15 protein-coding genes and 1 pseudogene are annotated in these 16,622 nt (G+C 70.9%); 4 read left to right on the top strand and 12 right to left on the bottom strand.

What is annotated here, in order from left to right; translation table 11 throughout:
• Positions 1-133: 133 nt before the first annotated feature.
• The 3 genes from PKE99_RS08500 to PKE99_RS08490 all read right to left on the bottom strand — a co-directional run bounded on the left by PKE99_RS08500 (position 134) and on the right by PKE99_RS08490 (position 2,698).
• Positions 134-541, bottom strand: coding sequence for a nuclear transport factor 2 family protein (locus tag PKE99_RS08500; protein WP_156067155.1), 408 nt, complete (start codon positions 539-541; stop codon positions 134-136).
• Positions 542-812: 271 nt separating this feature from the next.
• The gene (locus PKE99_RS08495) at positions 813-1,577 is read right to left on the bottom strand and encodes an SDR family NAD(P)-dependent oxidoreductase (RefSeq protein WP_037041007.1); all 765 of its coding nucleotides are present in this window, start codon (positions 1,575-1,577) and stop codon (positions 813-815) included.
• 386 nt (positions 1,578-1,963) lie between these two features.
• On the bottom strand, positions 1,964-2,698 hold the full coding sequence (locus PKE99_RS08490; protein ID WP_037041004.1) for an enoyl-CoA hydratase/isomerase family protein: 735 nt from the start codon (positions 2,696-2,698) through the stop codon (positions 1,964-1,966).
• Between the two features lie 410 nt (positions 2,699-3,108).
• Between PKE99_RS08490 and PKE99_RS08485 the strand changes: the two genes are divergently transcribed.
• The 3 genes from PKE99_RS08485 to PKE99_RS08475 all read left to right on the top strand — a co-directional run bounded on the left by PKE99_RS08485 (position 3,109) and on the right by PKE99_RS08475 (position 6,290).
• A complete protein-coding gene (locus PKE99_RS08485) occupies positions 3,109-4,119 on the top strand; it encodes a phosphotransferase family protein (protein ID WP_051736802.1) in 1,011 nt (336 codons plus the stop codon).
• Between the two features lie 79 nt (positions 4,120-4,198).
• A complete protein-coding gene (locus PKE99_RS08480) occupies positions 4,199-5,074 on the top strand; it encodes an SDR family NAD(P)-dependent oxidoreductase (RefSeq protein ID WP_037041001.1) in 876 nt (291 codons plus the stop codon).
• A gap of 34 nt (positions 5,075-5,108) precedes the next feature.
• Complete coding sequence (locus PKE99_RS08475) at positions 5,109-6,290, top strand: thiolase family protein (RefSeq protein WP_037040999.1); 1,182 nt, start codon at positions 5,109-5,111, stop codon at positions 6,288-6,290.
• Between the two features lie 165 nt (positions 6,291-6,455).
• On the opposite strand, the gene PKE99_RS08470 is transcribed toward PKE99_RS08475, so the two are convergent.
• The 9 genes and pseudogenes from PKE99_RS08470 to PKE99_RS08430 all read right to left on the bottom strand — a co-directional run.
• The gene (locus PKE99_RS08470) at positions 6,456-7,193 is read right to left on the bottom strand and encodes a FadR/GntR family transcriptional regulator (RefSeq protein WP_063739647.1); all 738 of its coding nucleotides are present in this window, start codon (positions 7,191-7,193) and stop codon (positions 6,456-6,458) included.
• Between the two features lie 69 nt (positions 7,194-7,262).
• Positions 7,263-8,381, bottom strand: coding sequence for an acyl-CoA dehydrogenase family protein (locus PKE99_RS08465; RefSeq protein ID WP_051736800.1), 1,119 nt, complete (start codon positions 8,379-8,381; stop codon positions 7,263-7,265).
• Complete coding sequence (locus tag PKE99_RS08460; protein ID WP_051736799.1) at positions 8,378-9,622, bottom strand: acyl-CoA dehydrogenase family protein; 1,245 nt, start codon at positions 9,620-9,622, stop codon at positions 8,378-8,380. Before PKE99_RS08460 ends, PKE99_RS08465 begins: the two co-directional genes overlap by 4 nt.
• A 56-nt stretch (positions 9,623-9,678) precedes the next feature.
• Complete coding sequence (locus PKE99_RS08455) at positions 9,679-10,809, bottom strand: CoA transferase (RefSeq protein WP_037040997.1); 1,131 nt, start codon at positions 10,807-10,809, stop codon at positions 9,679-9,681.
• Positions 10,810-10,847: 38 nt separating this feature from the next.
• Positions 10,848-12,098: a CaiB/BaiF CoA transferase family protein gene (locus PKE99_RS08450; RefSeq protein WP_051736798.1), complete on the bottom strand. Its 1,251-nt coding sequence runs from the start codon at positions 12,096-12,098 to the stop codon at positions 10,848-10,850.
• A gap of 51 nt (positions 12,099-12,149) precedes the next feature.
• Positions 12,150-12,941 carry an SDR family NAD(P)-dependent oxidoreductase gene (locus PKE99_RS08445; protein ID WP_037040995.1) on the bottom strand — a complete coding sequence of 264 codons (792 nt, stop codon included), beginning with the start codon at positions 12,939-12,941 and terminating at the stop codon, positions 12,150-12,152.
• Positions 12,942-13,163: 222 nt separating this feature from the next.
• Complete coding sequence (locus tag PKE99_RS08440; RefSeq protein WP_081923767.1) at positions 13,164-14,429, bottom strand: acyl-CoA dehydrogenase family protein; 1,266 nt, start codon at positions 14,427-14,429, stop codon at positions 13,164-13,166.
• An 80-nt stretch (positions 14,430-14,509) separates the two neighbouring features.
• Positions 14,510-14,659, bottom strand: a complete 150-nt coding sequence (locus PKE99_RS08435) for a hypothetical protein (RefSeq protein WP_231498070.1) — start codon at positions 14,657-14,659, stop codon at positions 14,510-14,512.
• Between the two features lie 53 nt (positions 14,660-14,712).
• Positions 14,713-14,829, bottom strand: a pseudogene (locus PKE99_RS08430) (hypothetical protein); the annotation flags it as partial.
• A gap of 531 nt (positions 14,830-15,360) precedes the next feature.
• Between PKE99_RS08430 and PKE99_RS08425 the strand changes: the two are divergent.
• Entirely contained in the window at positions 15,361-16,569 is a 1,209-nt protein-coding gene (locus PKE99_RS08425) for an FAS1-like dehydratase domain-containing protein (RefSeq protein ID WP_051736796.1), read from the top strand.
• Positions 16,570-16,622 lie beyond the last annotated feature (53 nt).

The raw sequence follows: 16,622 nt of genomic DNA, 5'->3' as shown, positions 1-16,622 counted from the left end.
GGAAGACGACGCCGCCCCCCGACCGCTCGTCCGGAACACACCAGACGGTGCGGCGGACGAGTGCGTCAGGGGGCGTGCGTCCACCCCAATGCGGCTACCGAGTACTCCTACGGTCGGTAGCCGCAGACGGTGACTACTTCTTGGGGCCGGCGCCGGTGTCCCAGTACTCACGGATCTCGCTGATCTGGTCACCGGTGACCGTGAAGACGAAGTTGTACTTGTTCCCGTAGCCGGAACCGTCGACGAACTTCATCTTGCCGTCGAACTCCACCGCAGCCCGGTTGCCCTCGACGGTCCAGTAACGCGGAGTCAGGTCGAGGCCGCCGTCGAAGCGCTCCGACAGCGGTCGGTAGCGCTCCATGATGTCCTGCTTGGTGAACGTGCCGCCCAGCGGCGGACCACCGGCGATCCACCAGGAGGCGTCGTCCGCGACGGCGGCCAACACCTTCTCGGGCTGCTCCCAGTTGCCCGACCCCATACCATCGATGAACGCCTGCACGACGGCGACCACGTGGTCGCGCGAAACGGTCTCCTCTGACACGTTTCCTCCATTTCACTAGGAAGATGGCGATTACCGGCCGCCGGTCGACTGCCCTGCTCCGGGTCCAGAAGCCTCACCGGAGCGCTCGCGCCGACTCGGTTCGGAACGCTCGACGTCCCCGGCCCGGCTCGTCGAGACTACGTCACGTCTGCAATGACCGTCAACGATCAAGAATCGACTGAGGATCCTCTTCTTGCCTCTCCGGGCCCTCATACCCCCGATCGGCTGCACGAGAGGAACATTCAGGTGTCTCTACAGCCGATCGCCGCCCTCACGGACGGATGGACCCGCCACCGTTGACGTCGAAGGTGGAACCGGTCATGAACTTGCCCTCCGACTTGGCGAGGAAGACGCAGAGCCCGCCGACGTTGAGCTCAGGATCACCGAACCGACCGAGCGCGGACTTCGCCAGCACGGCCGCGATCTGCTCCGGCTGCTCCTCCAGAAGCCTCTTCGACTCGGCCGAGTGCGCACGGGGGTTGAGAACGTTCACCGTGATCCCGTACCGACCCCAGTCCCGCGCCGCGACGCGGCTGAGCCCTCGGATCGCCTCCTTGTTCGAGGCGTAGGCGCCGTGCTCCGGCTGGGCGTTCACCCCTGCACCCGAGCCCATGTTGAGGACGGTCCCCTGGGTGGCCTTCAGATACTCGAACGCGGCGGCCATGTATCGCCACGTGGCGAAGACCCCGGAGTCGTAGGAGGCGGCCATGTCCTCCCACCGGATCGACTCGATGGGCGCGGCCTTCGGGAACTGCTGGGCGTTGTTGACCAGGACGTCGATCCGACCGAACCGCTGCACGGCCTCGGCGACCACGCGGGGCGCCGCGTCGGGGTCCTTGCCGTCCGCCACCGTCGTGACGACCGGGACGTCCGCGCGGACCTCCGCCAGAGTGGCCGCAGCCACGGCGAGCGACTCGGCCGAGAGGTCCGTGAGGACCAGGCCGACGCCCTCTTTCACGAATGCTCGGGCGATGCCCAGGCCTATCCCCCGCGCACCTCCGGTGATGATGGCGGAACGGCCCTCCAACTCCGACACGGAGTCTCCCTTCGTCGTACGACGGTCATTCGGTCTCCGCCCACGACAGTGGTCGGAAGAACTCACGGAGCTCGTGACAGAGCGCGGTCGGCTCCTGCGCGACTCCGAAGTGGCCACCGGCGGACATGAGTGTTGCCGAGGGGCTGTCACTGCGGGCGGAGGACGGAGTCCTCGACGTGGAGCTGGAACTCCTCGACGCGCATGCCGTCCTCGTCGCGCGGAGCCGGCACAGTCGCTGCAGGCACAGTCACAGTCCCTTCCGCTCACCCGCGCCCGTCTCGGGCCGTGCGCAGGCGTGGCCGCTCAGCGCCGCGGTTGCCCGCACCGACCCCGCCGTGGTCGTCCCGGGCGCGGAGTGCCATGTCGTCCCGTGCCGCTCGAGCGGGTCACGGGTAGGTGCGACGACCCAGGCTCCAGATCTGGGCGGCACGCTCGATGGTGACCGCTGCCCGCGGCGTCACCACATCGCCTCGGCTCGCCCGCAGGCTGGCCGTGACACGGCGACTCAGCGCGGGGTCGCCACCCGCACCCTGAGCGACCTCGAGCGTGGCGGACTCGAGCTCCGCACGCGGCACCGCACGCAGGGCGAACCCCGAGCTCACAGCCTCGGCTGCGTCGTACACCGCACCGAAGAGGCCCAGCTGGGCGGCCCGTTGGGCGCCGAGGGCGCGCTCGAGCATGCGCAGGTGCCCACCACCCGGATGCACGCCGGAGGCGCCGAAGCCGCGGATCAACACGTCGTCGGCGACGATCCGGACGTCACAGCAGAGGGCCAGGTTGATGCCCGCGCCGAGCACCTTGCCGCCCACCCCCGCCACCGTGGGCAGCGGCGAGTCCTGGATGCGGCAGAACAGGTCGTAGATCGAGCCCAGGTCGTCGAAGTTGTCGTCCGCGAGGGGGTCGTCCGCCACCCGCTTCAGCAGCGAGAGCTCGGCCCCCGTGCAGAAGTTGCGGGCCGAGCTGGTCAGCGCGATCGCGGCCACACCCGGATCAGCCTCGGCCTCGTCGAAAGCCCGTGCGACCGACCGCACCAGCTGCGGGGTCAGCGCGTTGCCGTGCGCTCCGTCGACCCGCACCCACGCGACGGCCTCCTTGCGCTCCACCACCACGTCGTGGTTCACGTCGCCCTCCGACCTGCTCGATTGCCTGTTCCCCACCGACACGTTCACGGTATCCTTCATCGGACTGCCGTTCGCGGTTCAGTACACCCTAAAGCACCACCCCTCCCTGGTGGAAGTTGATCGACGACGGCGTTCGCCGGCAGAACGGTCCTGATGTCCGACGAGAGCGGGGCACCGGCCCGGCCGTCGCACTCCGACTCACCCGACCGTCGACCGGCTCGGCAACATCGACATCGTGGTCGAGCACTCGACGAGGTCGCCGACCCTGAACCTCGGCGAGAGCAGGTAGACGGACGGCGTCGCGGCCGACCGCCTGTGGCCCCTAGCCAACCACCCCACCCCGCAATTAAAGTGTCCTCAAATGAGTCGAGCAGTCTGTGGGTGAAGACCATGACGGTCTGGAGAGCACCGTGAGTGACAAGCAGCCGACGCCCCGTCGCGACCTGGATCCCGAGGAGCTGCGCGCGAGGCTCACCTCGCTCCTCCAATGGCCTGTCGAGGTCCTGGACCTGGCCGTCCTGGAGGGCGGGCGGTCCAGCGTCACCTACCGGGCCACACTCCGCCGCGACGACGAGACGGACCAGGACGTCGTCGTCAAGCTGGCCCCGCCCGGGCTGCCGCCGACCGCGAACCGGGACGTGCTCCGCCAAGCCCGCATACTGGCGGCCTTGGACCGGGACGGCATCGTCCCCGTCCCCACCGTCCTGCTGACGGACGCGGGCGCACCACCGGAGGTGCCCCCGCTGTTCCTCATGGACCTCGTCGCCGGGTCGTCGGTCGAGCCCATCTTCGGCACCAGCGGCGAGCTCCCGGCGCCGGAGGTCGTCCGCGCCCGCGCGCTCGCGGCGGCCACGACGCTCGCCGGCCTGCACGCGGTCGACCCGGCCACGGTCGCGGTGGGCGAGACCGTCGTCAGTCCCGCGGACGAGCTGGCCCGGTGGGAGCGGACGCTGACCGCGGCGGGCGGTTCGGACGCCGCGTCGAAGGTCCTCACCGCCCTGCAGGACTCCCTGCCCGTCTCCGTCGCGCCTACGCTCGTGCACGGGGACTTCCGGCTGGGCAACTGCCTGTTCGTCGGCGAGATCCTGACGTCGGTCCTGGACTGGGAGATCTGGGCGCTCGGCGATCCCCGGGTCGACCTCGCCTGGCTGCTGCTCACCGCCATGCCCGAGGTCCACCCCGGAGCCGACCGCGAGCCGGTGGGCATGCCGTCGGCGGCGGAGCTGACCGCCCGCTACGAGGAACGCTCGACCCGTCCGGACGCCACCGCGGAGCTGTCGTGGTTCCTGGCGGCCGCGCTCTACAAGATGGCGGCGATGTCCCGACACATCGGCAAGCGGTTCGCACCGGACGATCCGCGCAGGACGGGGCGCGAGGCATCGGCGGAACGAATGCTCGCGACATCCCTCGAGCTGCTGTGAACCGCCCACGGGGTACCGCCGGCACCCGGCTGCGAGGGCAAGACGTTGACGAGACCAGCACAGAAGACGAGGTGTCGAGATGACCAGACTCGAGGGACGGGTCGCATTGATCACGGGTGCGGGCCGAGGGATCGGTGCGGAGTACGCCAAGTACCTGGCTGCCCAGGGCGCCGCCGTGGTGATCAACGACGTGGGCGGCGGGCTCCATGGAGAGGGATCGGACGCGAGCCTCGCCGAGAAGCTCGCGGGTGAGATCGTGGAGCGCGGCGGACGGGCGGTCGCCAACCATGACGACGTCTCCGACTGGGCGGGCTCCGAACGCGCCGTGGCGACGGCCATCGAGGCCTTCGGGGGGCTTGACGTCCTGGTCAACAACGCGGGGATCCTGCGCGACCGCATGCTCGTCAAGATGAGCGACGAGGAGTGGGACGCGGTGATCCGCGTGCACCTGAGAGGACACTTCTGCATGACCCGCCACGCCGCCGCCTACTGGCGCTCGGCGAAGGCGGAGGAACGGGACCGCACCCTGATCCACACCTCGTCGAGCAACGGCCTGCTCGGCAGTGTGGGCCAGTTCAACTACGCGAGCGCGAAGGCCGCCATCGCGTCGATGGCCCGGCTGTCGCACCTGGAGCTCAACGAGCGCTACAAGGTGCGCGCCTACGCCATCGCCCCCGGCGCCCGGACCCGGCTGACCATGGCCTCGCCCGCCGCCGCCGCCGTGGTGGGCAAGGAGGTCGACGGTTTCGACCAGTACGACCCCGCGAACGTCGCCCCGTTCGTCGGCTGGCTCGCCGACCCGACCTGCTCGGCGCCGTCCGGCTCGGTGTTCCACGTCTACGGCGACACCGTGACCCGTTACGAGCCCTGGCGGGCCGCAGGCACCATCTCGGCGGGGGGCAGGGCGTGGGACCTCGAGTCCCTCGACGCCGCGGCCGCAGACCTCTTCGCCTGACTGAGAACCCCTCCTTCTCCAGAAAGGACACCGCGTGTCTGCTGAGCGGATCGTCATCGTCGACGGCGCCCGGACGCCCGTCGGCAGCTTCGGCGGCGCCTTCGCGAACGTCCCGGCCCACGAACTCGGCGCGGTCGCGGTGAGGTCGGCGCTCGACCGCGCGGGTGTCGCGGCCGAGGACGTGGAGGAGGTGGTGATGGGCTGCATCGGCCAGGTCGGGCCGGACGCCTACAACGCCCGCCGCGTCGCCGCGGCCGCCGACCTGCCCCGCACCATCCCCGCCTACACTGTGAACCGGCTCTGCGGATCCGGGCTGCAGGCGATCTGGTCGGCGGCGATGCAGATGCGTTGGGGCGGGGCGTCGATCACCGTGGCCGGTGGCGACGAGTCGATGACGCGGATGCCGTTCTACGACTTCGGAGCGCGCTCGGGCTACCGGCTCGGTGACCGCACGCTCTACGACGGCACCGTGCTCATGCTCACGGACCCCTTCCACGACATCCACATGGGCGTCACCGCCGAGAACGTGGCCACCAAGTACGGGGTCTCGCGCGCCGAGCAGGACGAGTTCGCCCTACTCTCCCAGCAGCGTGCGGCCTCCGAGGCCGCGGCGGCGGCCTTCGCCGAGGAGATCGCCCCGGTGGAGACGGGGGGCCGCCGCTCGGTGACGGTGACGACCGACGAGCACCCCAAGCCGGACACCACGCTCGAGAAGCTCGCCGGGCTGCGGCCCGCGTTCGCCGAGGGCGGCACCGTGACCGCCGGGAACGCCTCGGGGATCAACGACGGCGGTGCGGCGGTCGTGCTGGCCACCGAGTCGGCGGTCCGCGAACGCGGGCTCACCGGGCTCGTCACCCTGGAGGCCGTGGCCACCGCGGCCAACGAACCGGAGCTGATGGGCTACGCTCCCATGTTCGCCCTGGCCAAGCTGTTCGACCAGACCGGCACCACCCCGTCGGACATCGACGTGGTCGAGCTCAACGAGGCGTTCGCCTCCCAGGCGGTCGCCGTGATCCGCGATGCGGGCCTGGACCCGGAGCGCACCAACCCGTACGGCGGGGCCATCGCGCTCGGCCACCCGGTCGGGGCCACCGGTGCGATCCTGTCCGTCCGGGTGGCCAAGCACCTCGTGCGCACGGACGGCGAGCTCGGCATCGTCACGATGTGCATCGGCGGCGGTCAGGCCCTCGCGGCCCTCTTCCGACGGGTCGGCTGACACCGTCAGCGTCGTCCGCTCCCACGACGTCGGCCCCGGACCGCGGTCCGGGGCCGACGTCGTGAGGCCGGACGGTCCGTCAGGGCGACGGCCGGCCCGCAGACCACGACGACCACCGGCTGCCTCTCCGAGGCACGCGTGCACGACCGGCCTGCCGGGGACCGACTACGCCCAGCGCCTGCCGATCCGCACCCCGTCCGGGGCGAGCCACGGGCCCATGGCCCTGAGATGGACCTGCATGCGATGTCTGGCGAGCGCCACGTCCCCCCCAATGACCGCGTCGGCGATCTTGTCGTGGGCCTCGCGGACGTCGCGCGCGGCCGCGGGCGTCCGTTCGGGCGAGCCCCCGCCCCTGCTCAGCTTGGTCAGCACGTCGACGAACAGCATGAACGCGGGGTTGCCCGAGATCTCGGCGAGGATCAGGTGGAGGTCGCTCGTGCCGACTTCGCCTGCCTCCTGTGCCTGCTCCTCCGCGACGAGTGCGGCACGAAGCTTGGCGATGCCATCCTCGTCGATCTGCTGCGTGGCGATCTCGACGCAGCGCAGCTCGAGCGCGCTGCGGGCCTCGAACACCTGCTCCCACGTCGCCTCGTGGTAGCCGAGGTTCAGCGCGCAGGCACGCACCGCGGCCGCGGAGTCCGGCGCGTTGACGACGAGCCCGCCCCCCGGGCCGCGCCGCATGTAGGCCACGTCGTGGTGCTCGAGCACACGGATGGCCTCCCGGAAGACCGCACGGCTCACTCCGAGCCGTGCGATCAGGTCGGTCTCCGATCCCATCACATGTCCGACCGGCCAGCCGGCCTCCATGATCTCGTCCTCGAGCAACTCCGCTACCTGAGCCGCGAGCTTGCGCCCGTCATTGGTGGGCGCGAAGGGTACCGCTGCGGCAGCTGGATCGGCCATCGTCAAAGAATAGCCTCAATCCCCATACGCGGTTCACGAGCGCGTGAGAGATCAGCGCTTCCGGTGCGGCTAGGGAGCGTCCGCGCCGGCCCGCGCACGAGCGATGACGAGGTCGCTGAAGGACGCGCGGGATGCGGTGTGTCCCCCCCACAGGGCCCTGTCCAACCAGGCGCGCTTGAAGAAGCGGTGGCACGGGTGCTCCCAGGTGAACCCGATCCCTCCGTGCAGCTGGATCGCCTCCCCGGCCACCGTCACGTAGGCGGACGTGGCGAAGGTCGCCGCGGCGACGGTGAGGATCTCCAGATCCGGGTCCGGGTCGGACAGGGCCCTCCGCGACCAGCCCTCCGCGGCCTCGGCGGTGATGGCCTTGGCGGACTGCACCTGGACGAACATGTCGGCCAGCCGGTGCTTGATCGCCTGGAACGAACCGATCGTGCGACCGAACTGCTCGCGCGACTTCGTATACTCGGTCGTCAGCGCCAGTGCCTGCTCCGCCCCGCCCACGGCGTCCGCCGCGAGGGCGAGCGCGGACGCGAGACGGGCGGCTCTCGACGCGGTGTCCGCTGACGCGCCGTCGCCCAGGACCGCCTCGGCGGGCACCGACACCCCGTCGAAGCGGACGGCGGCGACGCGCCGCGTCTGGTCGGACAGCCGCGTGGTCGTCCGCTCGGTGACCGCGGCCGGAACCTCCAGCACGTACCCACCCGCGTGTACGACGAGCACATCAGCCGCATCGGCACCGAGCACGCTCGGCGCCTCCCCCTTCAGGAGGAGACCGCCGTCGTCCCCGTGAGAGAGCGCGACCGCAGGCGAGTCGATCCAGGCTGCGATCTGCCCACCCTCGGTGAGGGACTCCAGCAGGGCCGACCGCTGCGGGGATGCCGCCAGGGCCGCCAGGGCGGCGGTGGCGGTGACGGCACTGCTCAGGAAGGGACCTGGCACGGTCGCGCGACCGAGTTCGGCCGCGATGGTCGCCACCTCGGCGAGGGTCTGGCCGAGGCCACCGTCCTCCTCCGGCACGAGGAGTGCGGGGATGCCGAGATCGACGAACCTCGTCCAGAGACCGGCGTCGTAACCCAGGTCGTCGGTCGTGACGTCGTCGATCCGCTCCATCGAGCCGTGCTCGGCCACGATGCGCGCGGCGGTCTGGCCGAGGGCGTCCCTGTCGGAGATGGTCTGAGACGTCACGGACGCGGCTCCCTCGGCAGGCCGAGGACACGCTCGGCGATGATGTTGCGCTGGATCTCGTTGGTGCCCGCGGAGATCGTCAAGGCCCACGAACGAACGTGGTCGGCGTAGTGGTGGCCCGACAGGTAACCCATCTCCCGGGGCTGCCCCAGGTCCGCCAGCGCCTCGATACCGCCGAGCTCGGTCGCCAGGCCGCTGAAGTTCTGGACGGCCCTGCTCATCGCGATCTTGACCAGCGACGACAGCGGTCCGAGGTCCTCGTAGCTCATCACCCGGGACAGGGACTGCGCACTCAGCGCGGCCAGAACCTCGATCTCGAGGGCGACGTCGGCGAACCGCTGCCGGTAGGCCGGATCCTCCACGGGCGGCAGGGCACCCGGCGCGGACGGCACCGACGCGGCCGCCACCAGCCGGTCGAAGGACGACCGCAGCGAGGCGCTCATCTCCAGGAGCTGGACGGCGCGCTCGCTCGTCAGGGTGGTCTGCGCGATCCGCCAGCCCTGCCCTTCCTCGCCGATCCGCATCGCGGCGGGCACCTCGACCTCGTCGAAGAAGATCTCGGCGAACTCCGCGGAGCCGGTCGGTTGCTTGATCGGACGTACGGTCAGCCCCGGGGACTTCATGTCCACCAGGAAGAACGTGATCCCCTTGTGCTTGGGCGCCTCGGAGTCGGTGCGCGCGAGCAGCAGGCACCAGGACGCGTAGCGTCCGAAGCTCGACCAGGTCTTCTGCCCGGTCACGATGTAGCTGTCACCCCGGCGGACCGCCCGCGTGCGCAGCGACGCGAGATCCGAACCCGCCTCCGGCTCGGAGAAGCCCTGGCAGAAGATCCCGCCGTCGAGGATGTGGTCGATCAGCTTCTGCTGGGCGGGGTCTCCGTGCTCCATCAGCGTCGCCGCCGCGTGGCCGAGCGAGATCGCCAACGGCCGTGGGCGCGGGGCGTCGGCTCGGCTGAACTCCTGCTGCTGGACGACCTGCCCGGCGATGCCCAGCCCACGGCCAGCGAACTCGACCGGCCAGTGCGGGACCAGGTTACCGCCCGAGTGGAGCTTGCGCGCCCAAGCCTGGTAGTACTCGACGACGGCGGCCTCGTCCAGGGTCGGGACCACCGTGCGCCAGTCCGCGGGCGCGTTCTCGGCGAGCCACAGCCGGATCTCCGAGCGGTACTGCTCGGCAGCGTTGTCCATCACGGCCCCTTCGTGGTCGACGACGACGGGTCCGTCGACGTCGTGTTGATCCATGGTCTGTCGTCGGGCACGGCCGCGGGACACGGTCGACGCCGACAGTGCCTGCGGGTTCAGCGGTCCGGGAGCCACTGCGTCAGGACCTCGTCGGTGTCGGCACCGCGCCGCGAGGCCTCGCGCCACTCCGAGCGGCTCAGGTCGGACAGCAGCGGGCCCCTCGGTTGTTGGACCGTCGTGCCGCCCACCGAGAGCGGCCGGAAGAAGCCGCGCTCGTGGTAGTGCTCCTTCTCCAGGACCTCGAGCAGCGTGTAGGGGATCGCCGTCGGGATGCGCATGGCCTGGCCGACCTCGAAGATCTCGTCCCGCGTCTTGTCCTTGGCCCACTCGTCCATCCGGCCCTGCAACATCGGGGCCGCATCGGTCCGCCACGCCTCGTTGGCCGCCATGGCCGGATCGTCCGCCTCGGCATCGAGACCCATGTAGAGGCACGCGTCCCGGAAGTGCTGGGCCGACAGCGCGTTCACCGCTGCGTACCCGTCGCTCGCCTCGACGTACATCGGGAACGGCAACCGACGGACGGGGGTCATCCCCAGCCGTGCCGCGACCGACGGGTACAGCGCCAGTCGGTTGCCGACCTCCTGCTGGGAGACGTCGACCCGGCGCCCGGGAGCCCCGTGCCGAACGGCCCGCGCCACGGCGAGGGTCCCGACGGCCGCGACCACGCCCGACACGTAGTCGATCATGGGGAACCCCGCCGCGACCGGCGCGCGGTCCGGGTCGCCCAGGGTCTTGAGCCACCCGCTCAGGGCGGCCACCGTGAGGTCGGTCGCGGGCCTGCCGCGGTACGGCCCCTCCCACCCGAAGGGCGAGATCGAGACGACCACCGTCGGCGACTCGCCCCCGATAAGATCGTCCACGTCGACGCCGTGGCGCGCCAGGGCCGACTCACCGGAACCGTCACCGGCGTCGACGACGACGTCCGCGCGCTCCACCAGCCGACGCCACAGCCGCGCACCTCGCTCGTCTGAGGTGTCCAGGGCGACGCTGCGCTTGTTCTGTCCCAGGAAGGTCGCCAGGGCGGCCTCGTCGGCGTCCCCGTCCAGCGGCTCGGTGGACCCCTCGGCCAGGTCCACGAGCGAGATCACGTCCGCACCGAAGTCGGCGAGGAGCCGCGCACAGTACGAGCCCGGCACCCCGGTCCCGACGTCGACGACCAGCATCCCGTCCAGAGCAGCCGTGCTCATCTCGCCTCCACGCCCCGTTCCCTCCTCGTCACCCGTGTTCACGGCAGCCTCGTGCCCACGACGGAGTCCGCGACGAGGACCGCCAAGTCGTCGTCGCTGAGGCCGAGGAGCCCCTGCAGCACCTCACCGTTGTGCTCACCGAGGTGCGGCGCAGGCCTGGTGTGCGAGGTGTCGGTGTCCGACAGCCGGATCGGCGCCACCGGGACCGCCAGGTCCCCGATCGGCGCGCGGTGCAGCGCCTGGAAGGTGCCGCGGGCGACGAACTGGGGGTCGCTCTCCAGCTCGCCGCCGTCGAGCACCTCGCCCGCCGGGACGCCCGCCGCCCACAGTGCCGCGGCGACGTCCTCCTTGGTCCGGGTGCCGATCCAGGCGCCGAGGTGCTCGTCGATCAGGTCCTCGTGCTCCTTGCGCCCGGCGGCGGTGGCCAGCGTGGGGTCGGTCGCCCACGCCGGGCGGCCGAGGACCTCGACGAGGCTCGTCCACTCCTCGTCCGTCCGCACGGCGACGGCCACCCACTCGTCCGCACCCGCACTGCGGTAGACGTTGTGCGGTGCAAGCCGCGGATGCCGGTTGCCCCGCCGGTCCGGGACGGCACCGGTCAGCTGCGCCTTGATCAGCTCCGGACCGAGGAACGCGCTGACCGCCTCGGTCTGCGAGATGTCGAAGTGCTGTGCCTGCCCGGTGCGGTCCCGAGCGCTGAGCCCGAGGAGGACGGCGAACGCACCGATGTAGCCCGCGGACGGGTCCGACGCGCCACCGAGGGTCCCGGGCTGGTCGGCCTCGTAGCCGGTCACCCCGGCCGCCCCGCTCATCTGCTCGAAGACATAGGCGAAACCGACCAGGTCACGCCACTGCCCGGTGAGCCCGAAAGAGGTCATGTCCACCGTCACGATCGACGGGTTGAGCTCCACCAGCCGTGCGTGGTCCAGACCGAGGTTGGACATCACCCGGGCCGAGAAGTTGTTGATCACGACGTCCGCGTCGGCGGCGAGCCGGAGGAAGAGCTCCCGGCCCGCGGGCCGGGACAGGTCCAGTGTAATGCCCCGCTTGCCCGCGTTGGCGCTGTTGAACACCACCCCGCGCTCGTACCACTCCGGGTCGTTGTCGATGTCGCGCGCACGGTGGGCCCGCGAGGAGTCCGGCCGTTGCACGGCCTCGACCTTGATCACGTCGGCCCCGAGCGCTGCCAGGAGCGAGGTGGCCTCCGGGCCCGACCACCAGTGCGTCAGGTCGAGGACCCGGACACCCTCGAGTGGCTTCTCCATCATCTCGTCCTTCGTCGGCTTCATGGGCTGGGCACACCGCGTGCCGCCCGCAGGCGGGGGTCGGGTCGTGGACCCTCAGGCGTCACCGGTCGCCTGGGCGGCCGTGATTCCGGGAGGAGCACCGATCGCCGGGGTCAGCCGGTCACCGCCACCGACGTGCAACACCTCGCCGGTCAGGAAGCCGGCCGCCTCGCTCAACATGAACATGATCGGCCCGACGATCTCCGAGAGCCGCCCGTAGCGGCCGACCGCGATGCGCGCGGTGCCGGTGGAGTTCTCCTCCGCCGTGAGCCGGTCCCACATGTCCTTGGACTTCTCGACCGGGAACCGGCCGGGGCCCACCACGTTCATCCGGATGCCGCTGCCACCCCACTCGCGCGCGACGCTCTTGACGTAGCCCTCGATGCCGGACTTCCCCGCCGACGAGTGCGCGACGCCCGGGGTGCCCCGGTGCGCGACCGAGCTGGTCAGTGCCACCGCGACGCCGTCGAACTCGGTGTCCAGCAGGGGCCGGGCCCAGCGGTGCAGCGTGTTGAACGCGGTGAACAGCGTGGTCCCGATGACCTGGCTGAACGACTCGAAGGTGATCTCCCGCGCGGGCTGGTACTGCACGCTTGCCGCACAGTGGGCGAGCGCCTGGACCGGGCCGCCCTCCGTCTCGACGCCGGTGAACAGCGCGTCGACCGCGACCGGGTCCGTCAGGTCGCAGGCGAGCGGGATCAGCGTGCCGGGTGCCCCCTCGGCGAGTGCGATGGTCTCCTTGAGACGCTCGATCCGGCGGCCGACGATGTACACCGTGGCGCCGCGGGCGGCCGCCTCCAGCGCGACGCCGCGGCCGATGCCGGAACCCGCCCCGGTCACCATCATGCGGTCATGGACGAGTGGGGTGCTCCACACTGCGGACAATTCGTTCCTCCTAAGAAGGTTTGAGCTCTCCCGGCCGTAGGGCCAGCCGGTGCTCTCGCCGCAGTATCCGCACGCGATCGTCACCGTCGAGGATCGGTCACGAAGAGGGAACTCAGTACCCTCTTCTCGTCGAAGAGCCTATGAACGCCGTCGTCCCACTGTCAAGCAGGAACGAGGGCGCCTCTACGCCGTGGGGCCGCGCTTGATGTCGCGCCACGGGATGGTGTTGTCGGAGAAGGGGTCCTTGGGCAGTCCGAGGACCCGCTCCGCGACGTTGTTGCGCTGCACCTCGGAGGTTCCGCCGCCGATGGTGTCGCCCCTGCTGCGCAGGAACCCGAAGGCCCGCCGCGCCGCCGAGGCGTCCTCCGGGTCGTACACGACCGCGCCGGTGAGGTCGAGCAGCGCGGCCTGCAGGCGCTGGTTGTGCTCCGAGGCCAGGACCTTGAGCTGGCCGGGTGCCGCACCCTCCCTGCCCAGCGATCGAGCCCGTGCGTTGGTCAGCTGCACGACCTGGTTCTCGACGTAGAGGCGCACGACCTCGTCCGCCATCACCGGATCGTCGACCGCGCCCGCCGCCTTGGCCGCCGTGACCAGCGTCTGGATGGACGAGCCGCTGGTGCGCTCACGCAGGCCGGAGCCCGCGCCCGACAGCATCGCCCGTTCGAAGGCGAGCACCGCACGCGCGATCTCCCAGCCCTGGCCCTGCTCGCCGATGCGCAGCCGGTCGTCGACGACGGCGTCGTTGATGAAGACCTCGTTGAACTCGTGATCGCCACTGATCTTGCGCAGCGGGCGGACCGTGACGGACTCGTGGCGCATGGGGAAGGCGAAGACGGTGATGCCCTGGTGCTTCGGGAGGGAGGGATCGGTGCGGGCCAGCAGGATCCCGTAGTCCGCCTCGTGGGCGAAGCTGCTCCACACCTTCTGGCCGTCGATCCGCCAGGTGTCCGCATCGACGCGCTCCGCCTTGGTGGACAGCCCCGCCAGGTCCGAACCCGCGCCCGGTTCACTGAACAGCTGGCACCACTTCGCCGTGTTGTCGACGATGGGACCGAGCAGCGTCTGCTTCTGGTACTCGGACCCGTACTGCAGCAGCGTGGGTGCGACCAGCCCGATCCCGACCACGTTGAGGGTGGTGAGACGGGCCCGCCGGAGCTCGGCGGCCACCACCCCGGACTGGGAGCGCGACAAGCCGAGGCCGCCGTACTCCACGGGCCAGGTCGGCACGGTCAGCCCCGACCGCCCCAGGGGCGGATACCACTCCCGGTACGCCTCCGGCGAGCGGACCGCGTGCAGCCGGTCCATGTCGCCGGCCAGCGCCGCGGCGAGCCACTCCGCAGGCACGTTCCGCTCGATCCACTCACGCGCGGCGGACCGCAGCGCCTCGGGGTCACCCGAGGCCGCCGCAGCCAGCACCGCGGCGTCGGCACCGCTTACGCCTTCACTCATCAGTCCGCCCTCCGGCGCACAATCCCGGACCGCTGTCGGCCCCTTTGTCGGTCGTTCCCTGGACGTCGGCCGCACCGACGTCAGACGGCGCCGAGCGCCTCGTCCCCCGCCGGGATCGGAGCGAGCCGCACGACCTCCAGCGGCTTCGCCAGCCTGCCCTCGACCGCCGCGGTGAGCTCCGCGAGGGCGGGACCGGTGGCGTGCGCCTTGAGCGCCTGGCCCGAGCCCATCGCTCCACGACACTGAAGGCGGAGTGCTCGCCCCGCACCTCGTGCAGGGCGTAGCGCTCGCATCCCTCCTCGGCGTGGAACGCCGGGATCGCCGCGACGATCGCCGCACGCACCGCGTCCTCGTCACCGGGCCTCGGCGTGAACGTGGCGATGATGACCTGCGAACCCATGGCGTCCTCTCTGACGATCGACTGCAACCGCGAGCGCCGCGCCTGCCCGGAGGGCCCCACGACGCCGCACAGCGCGCTGATGAGTATACCGAATGGACGCCCCGGTGTCATCGGCTTCCCAGCGCCACGCGAAGCCCCGGGCGACCGACCCCGGCGGCCTGGGGCATCGTGACCGGACGCGCCGAGGGCCGGAGCGAGCGCGGTGCTGCCACGACGGCGCGCGAACACGGACGCGCGGGACGGACGAACGTGTACGGTACCGACCGCGAGGAGTGGACGATCGCCGTCGACGGTCACCGACGAACCCTCCACCTGGGCGCGAGCCGGGGACGACGCGACAGCACGATTCCGACGGTGCGCCCGCTCCGAACCGGATGCGGTCGTCTCACCCGACGGGGGCGACGCGAAGCCCGGCGACGCCGACCTGGAAACGCCCGGCCACCTACTGGTGTGCGCTGCGGCCTTGACCCCGGCCACGATGTCGAGTTCAGTGTACTCATCACAGCCTGACCATGTTGCCGAGGATGTCATATGTCAGATGGACTGCTGCAGGGCTCGATCACCGACGAGGCCATCGAGCTCATGCGCGAGCGGATCGGGTACCCGAACCCGACCATGCGGAACGGCGTCGTCACCTGGCCGTGGAACGAGACCGCCTCGACGGACAGCATCCGCCAGTTCGCGCACGGCTACGGCGACCTCAACCCGCTCTACACCGATCGGCACTACGGGGCCGACACCCGGTGGGGCGGCATGGTCGCCCCACCCGGCTACGAGTGGACGATGGGTATCGACCACTCCCCCACGGTCCCGGATGAGCTCGCGGCCCGGACCCGGTTCGCGCTGCGCGGGGTGCACCTGTTCAACGCCGGCCACGAGGGCTGGTTCTACAAGCCCATCCGGCCGGGAGACACCCTGACCCGCAGTACCGTGCTGGCTGACGTGCGCGAGAAGGAGTCCACCTTCGCGGGCCGGTCGGTCATCGCCACCAACGAGAACACCTGGTGGGACCAGGAGGGCCGAGTAGTCGCCCGGCGCAGGCCGTGGTACATCCACGCCGAACGGCGCAAGGTCGACTCGACGGGCCGCAAGAGCAGGCCCGCCGAGCAGCGGGCCTCCTACACCCCCGAGCAGATCCAGGAGATCGACGACGCGTACGACGCCGAGCTGATCCGCGGCGCCGACACCCTCTTCTACGAGGACGCCGAGGTCGGCGCACCGGGTCCGCGCATGGTCAAGGGCCCTATGCTGATCACCGACCTGATGAACTTCTTCATGGGCGCGGGCTGGTACGGCTACGGCTTCCCGGCGCTGCGGCTCGGCCGGGAGAACCGCAGGCGGCTGCGCGGCTTCTACAGCAAGGACGACTTCGGCGCCTGGGACGCGATCATGCGCATCCACTGGGACGACGGCGGGGCCCAGCGGATCGGCGTACCCGCGGCATACGACATCGGTCCGCTGCGGTGGACCTGGCTGGTCCACTACTGCACGAACTTCTCCGGAGACGACGGGTGGGTCTACCGCGTCCGCGGTGAGTTCCGTCGGTTCAACTACGTGGGCGATACCACCTGGCTCACCTCCACGATCACCGACAAGCGCATCGACCCGACGCTCGGCCCGCTGGTCGAGCTGGCGCTGAGCGGCACGAACCAGCGTGGCGACCAGAACATCCGCGGTGACGCCACAGTCCTGCTGGCCTCCCGAGCGCTCGGCCCGGTCCGGCTTCCCGAACCGGTCTGACGACAACTCCTCCGGTCGCCGTTCAGGCGTGGGCCCGGCGTCCGGATGTGTAC

The sequence above is a fragment of the Pseudonocardia halophobica genome (assembly GCF_027922425.1).
Lineage (GTDB): Bacteria > Actinomycetota > Actinomycetes > Mycobacteriales > Pseudonocardiaceae > Pseudonocardia > Pseudonocardia halophobica.
This window is presented reverse-complemented; position numbering and strand designations above follow the sequence as displayed.

Excerpts from the sequence above, each read along its gene's own strand:
- PKE99_RS08480 (WP_037041001.1), top strand. The coding sequence starts at position 4,199 with ATGACCAGACTCGAGGGACGGGTCGCATTGATCACGGGTGCGGGCCGA.
- PKE99_RS08470 (WP_063739647.1), bottom strand. The coding sequence starts at position 7,193 with ATGGCCGATCCAGCTGCCGCAGCGGTACCCTTCGCGCCCACCAATGAC.
- PKE99_RS08460 (WP_051736799.1), bottom strand. The coding sequence starts at position 9,622 with ATGGATCAACACGACGTCGACGGACCCGTCGTCGTCGACCACGAAGGG.
- PKE99_RS08455 (WP_037040997.1), bottom strand. The coding sequence starts at position 10,809 with ATGAGCACGGCTGCTCTGGACGGGATGCTGGTCGTCGACGTCGGGACC.
- PKE99_RS08450 (WP_051736798.1), bottom strand. The coding sequence starts at position 12,098 with ATGAAGCCGACGAAGGACGAGATGATGGAGAAGCCACTCGAGGGTGTC.
- PKE99_RS08445 (WP_037040995.1), bottom strand. The coding sequence starts at position 12,941 with ATGATGGTGACCGGGGCGGGTTCCGGCATCGGCCGCGGCGTCGCGCTG.
- PKE99_RS08440 (WP_081923767.1), bottom strand. The coding sequence starts at position 14,429 with ATGAGTGAAGGCGTAAGCGGTGCCGACGCCGCGGTGCTGGCTGCGGCG.
- PKE99_RS08435 (WP_231498070.1), bottom strand. The coding sequence starts at position 14,659 with ATGGGCTCGGGCCAGGCGCTCAAGGCGCACGCCACCGGTCCCGCCCTC.
- PKE99_RS08425 (WP_051736796.1), top strand. The coding sequence starts at position 15,361 with ATGTCAGATGGACTGCTGCAGGGCTCGATCACCGACGAGGCCATCGAG.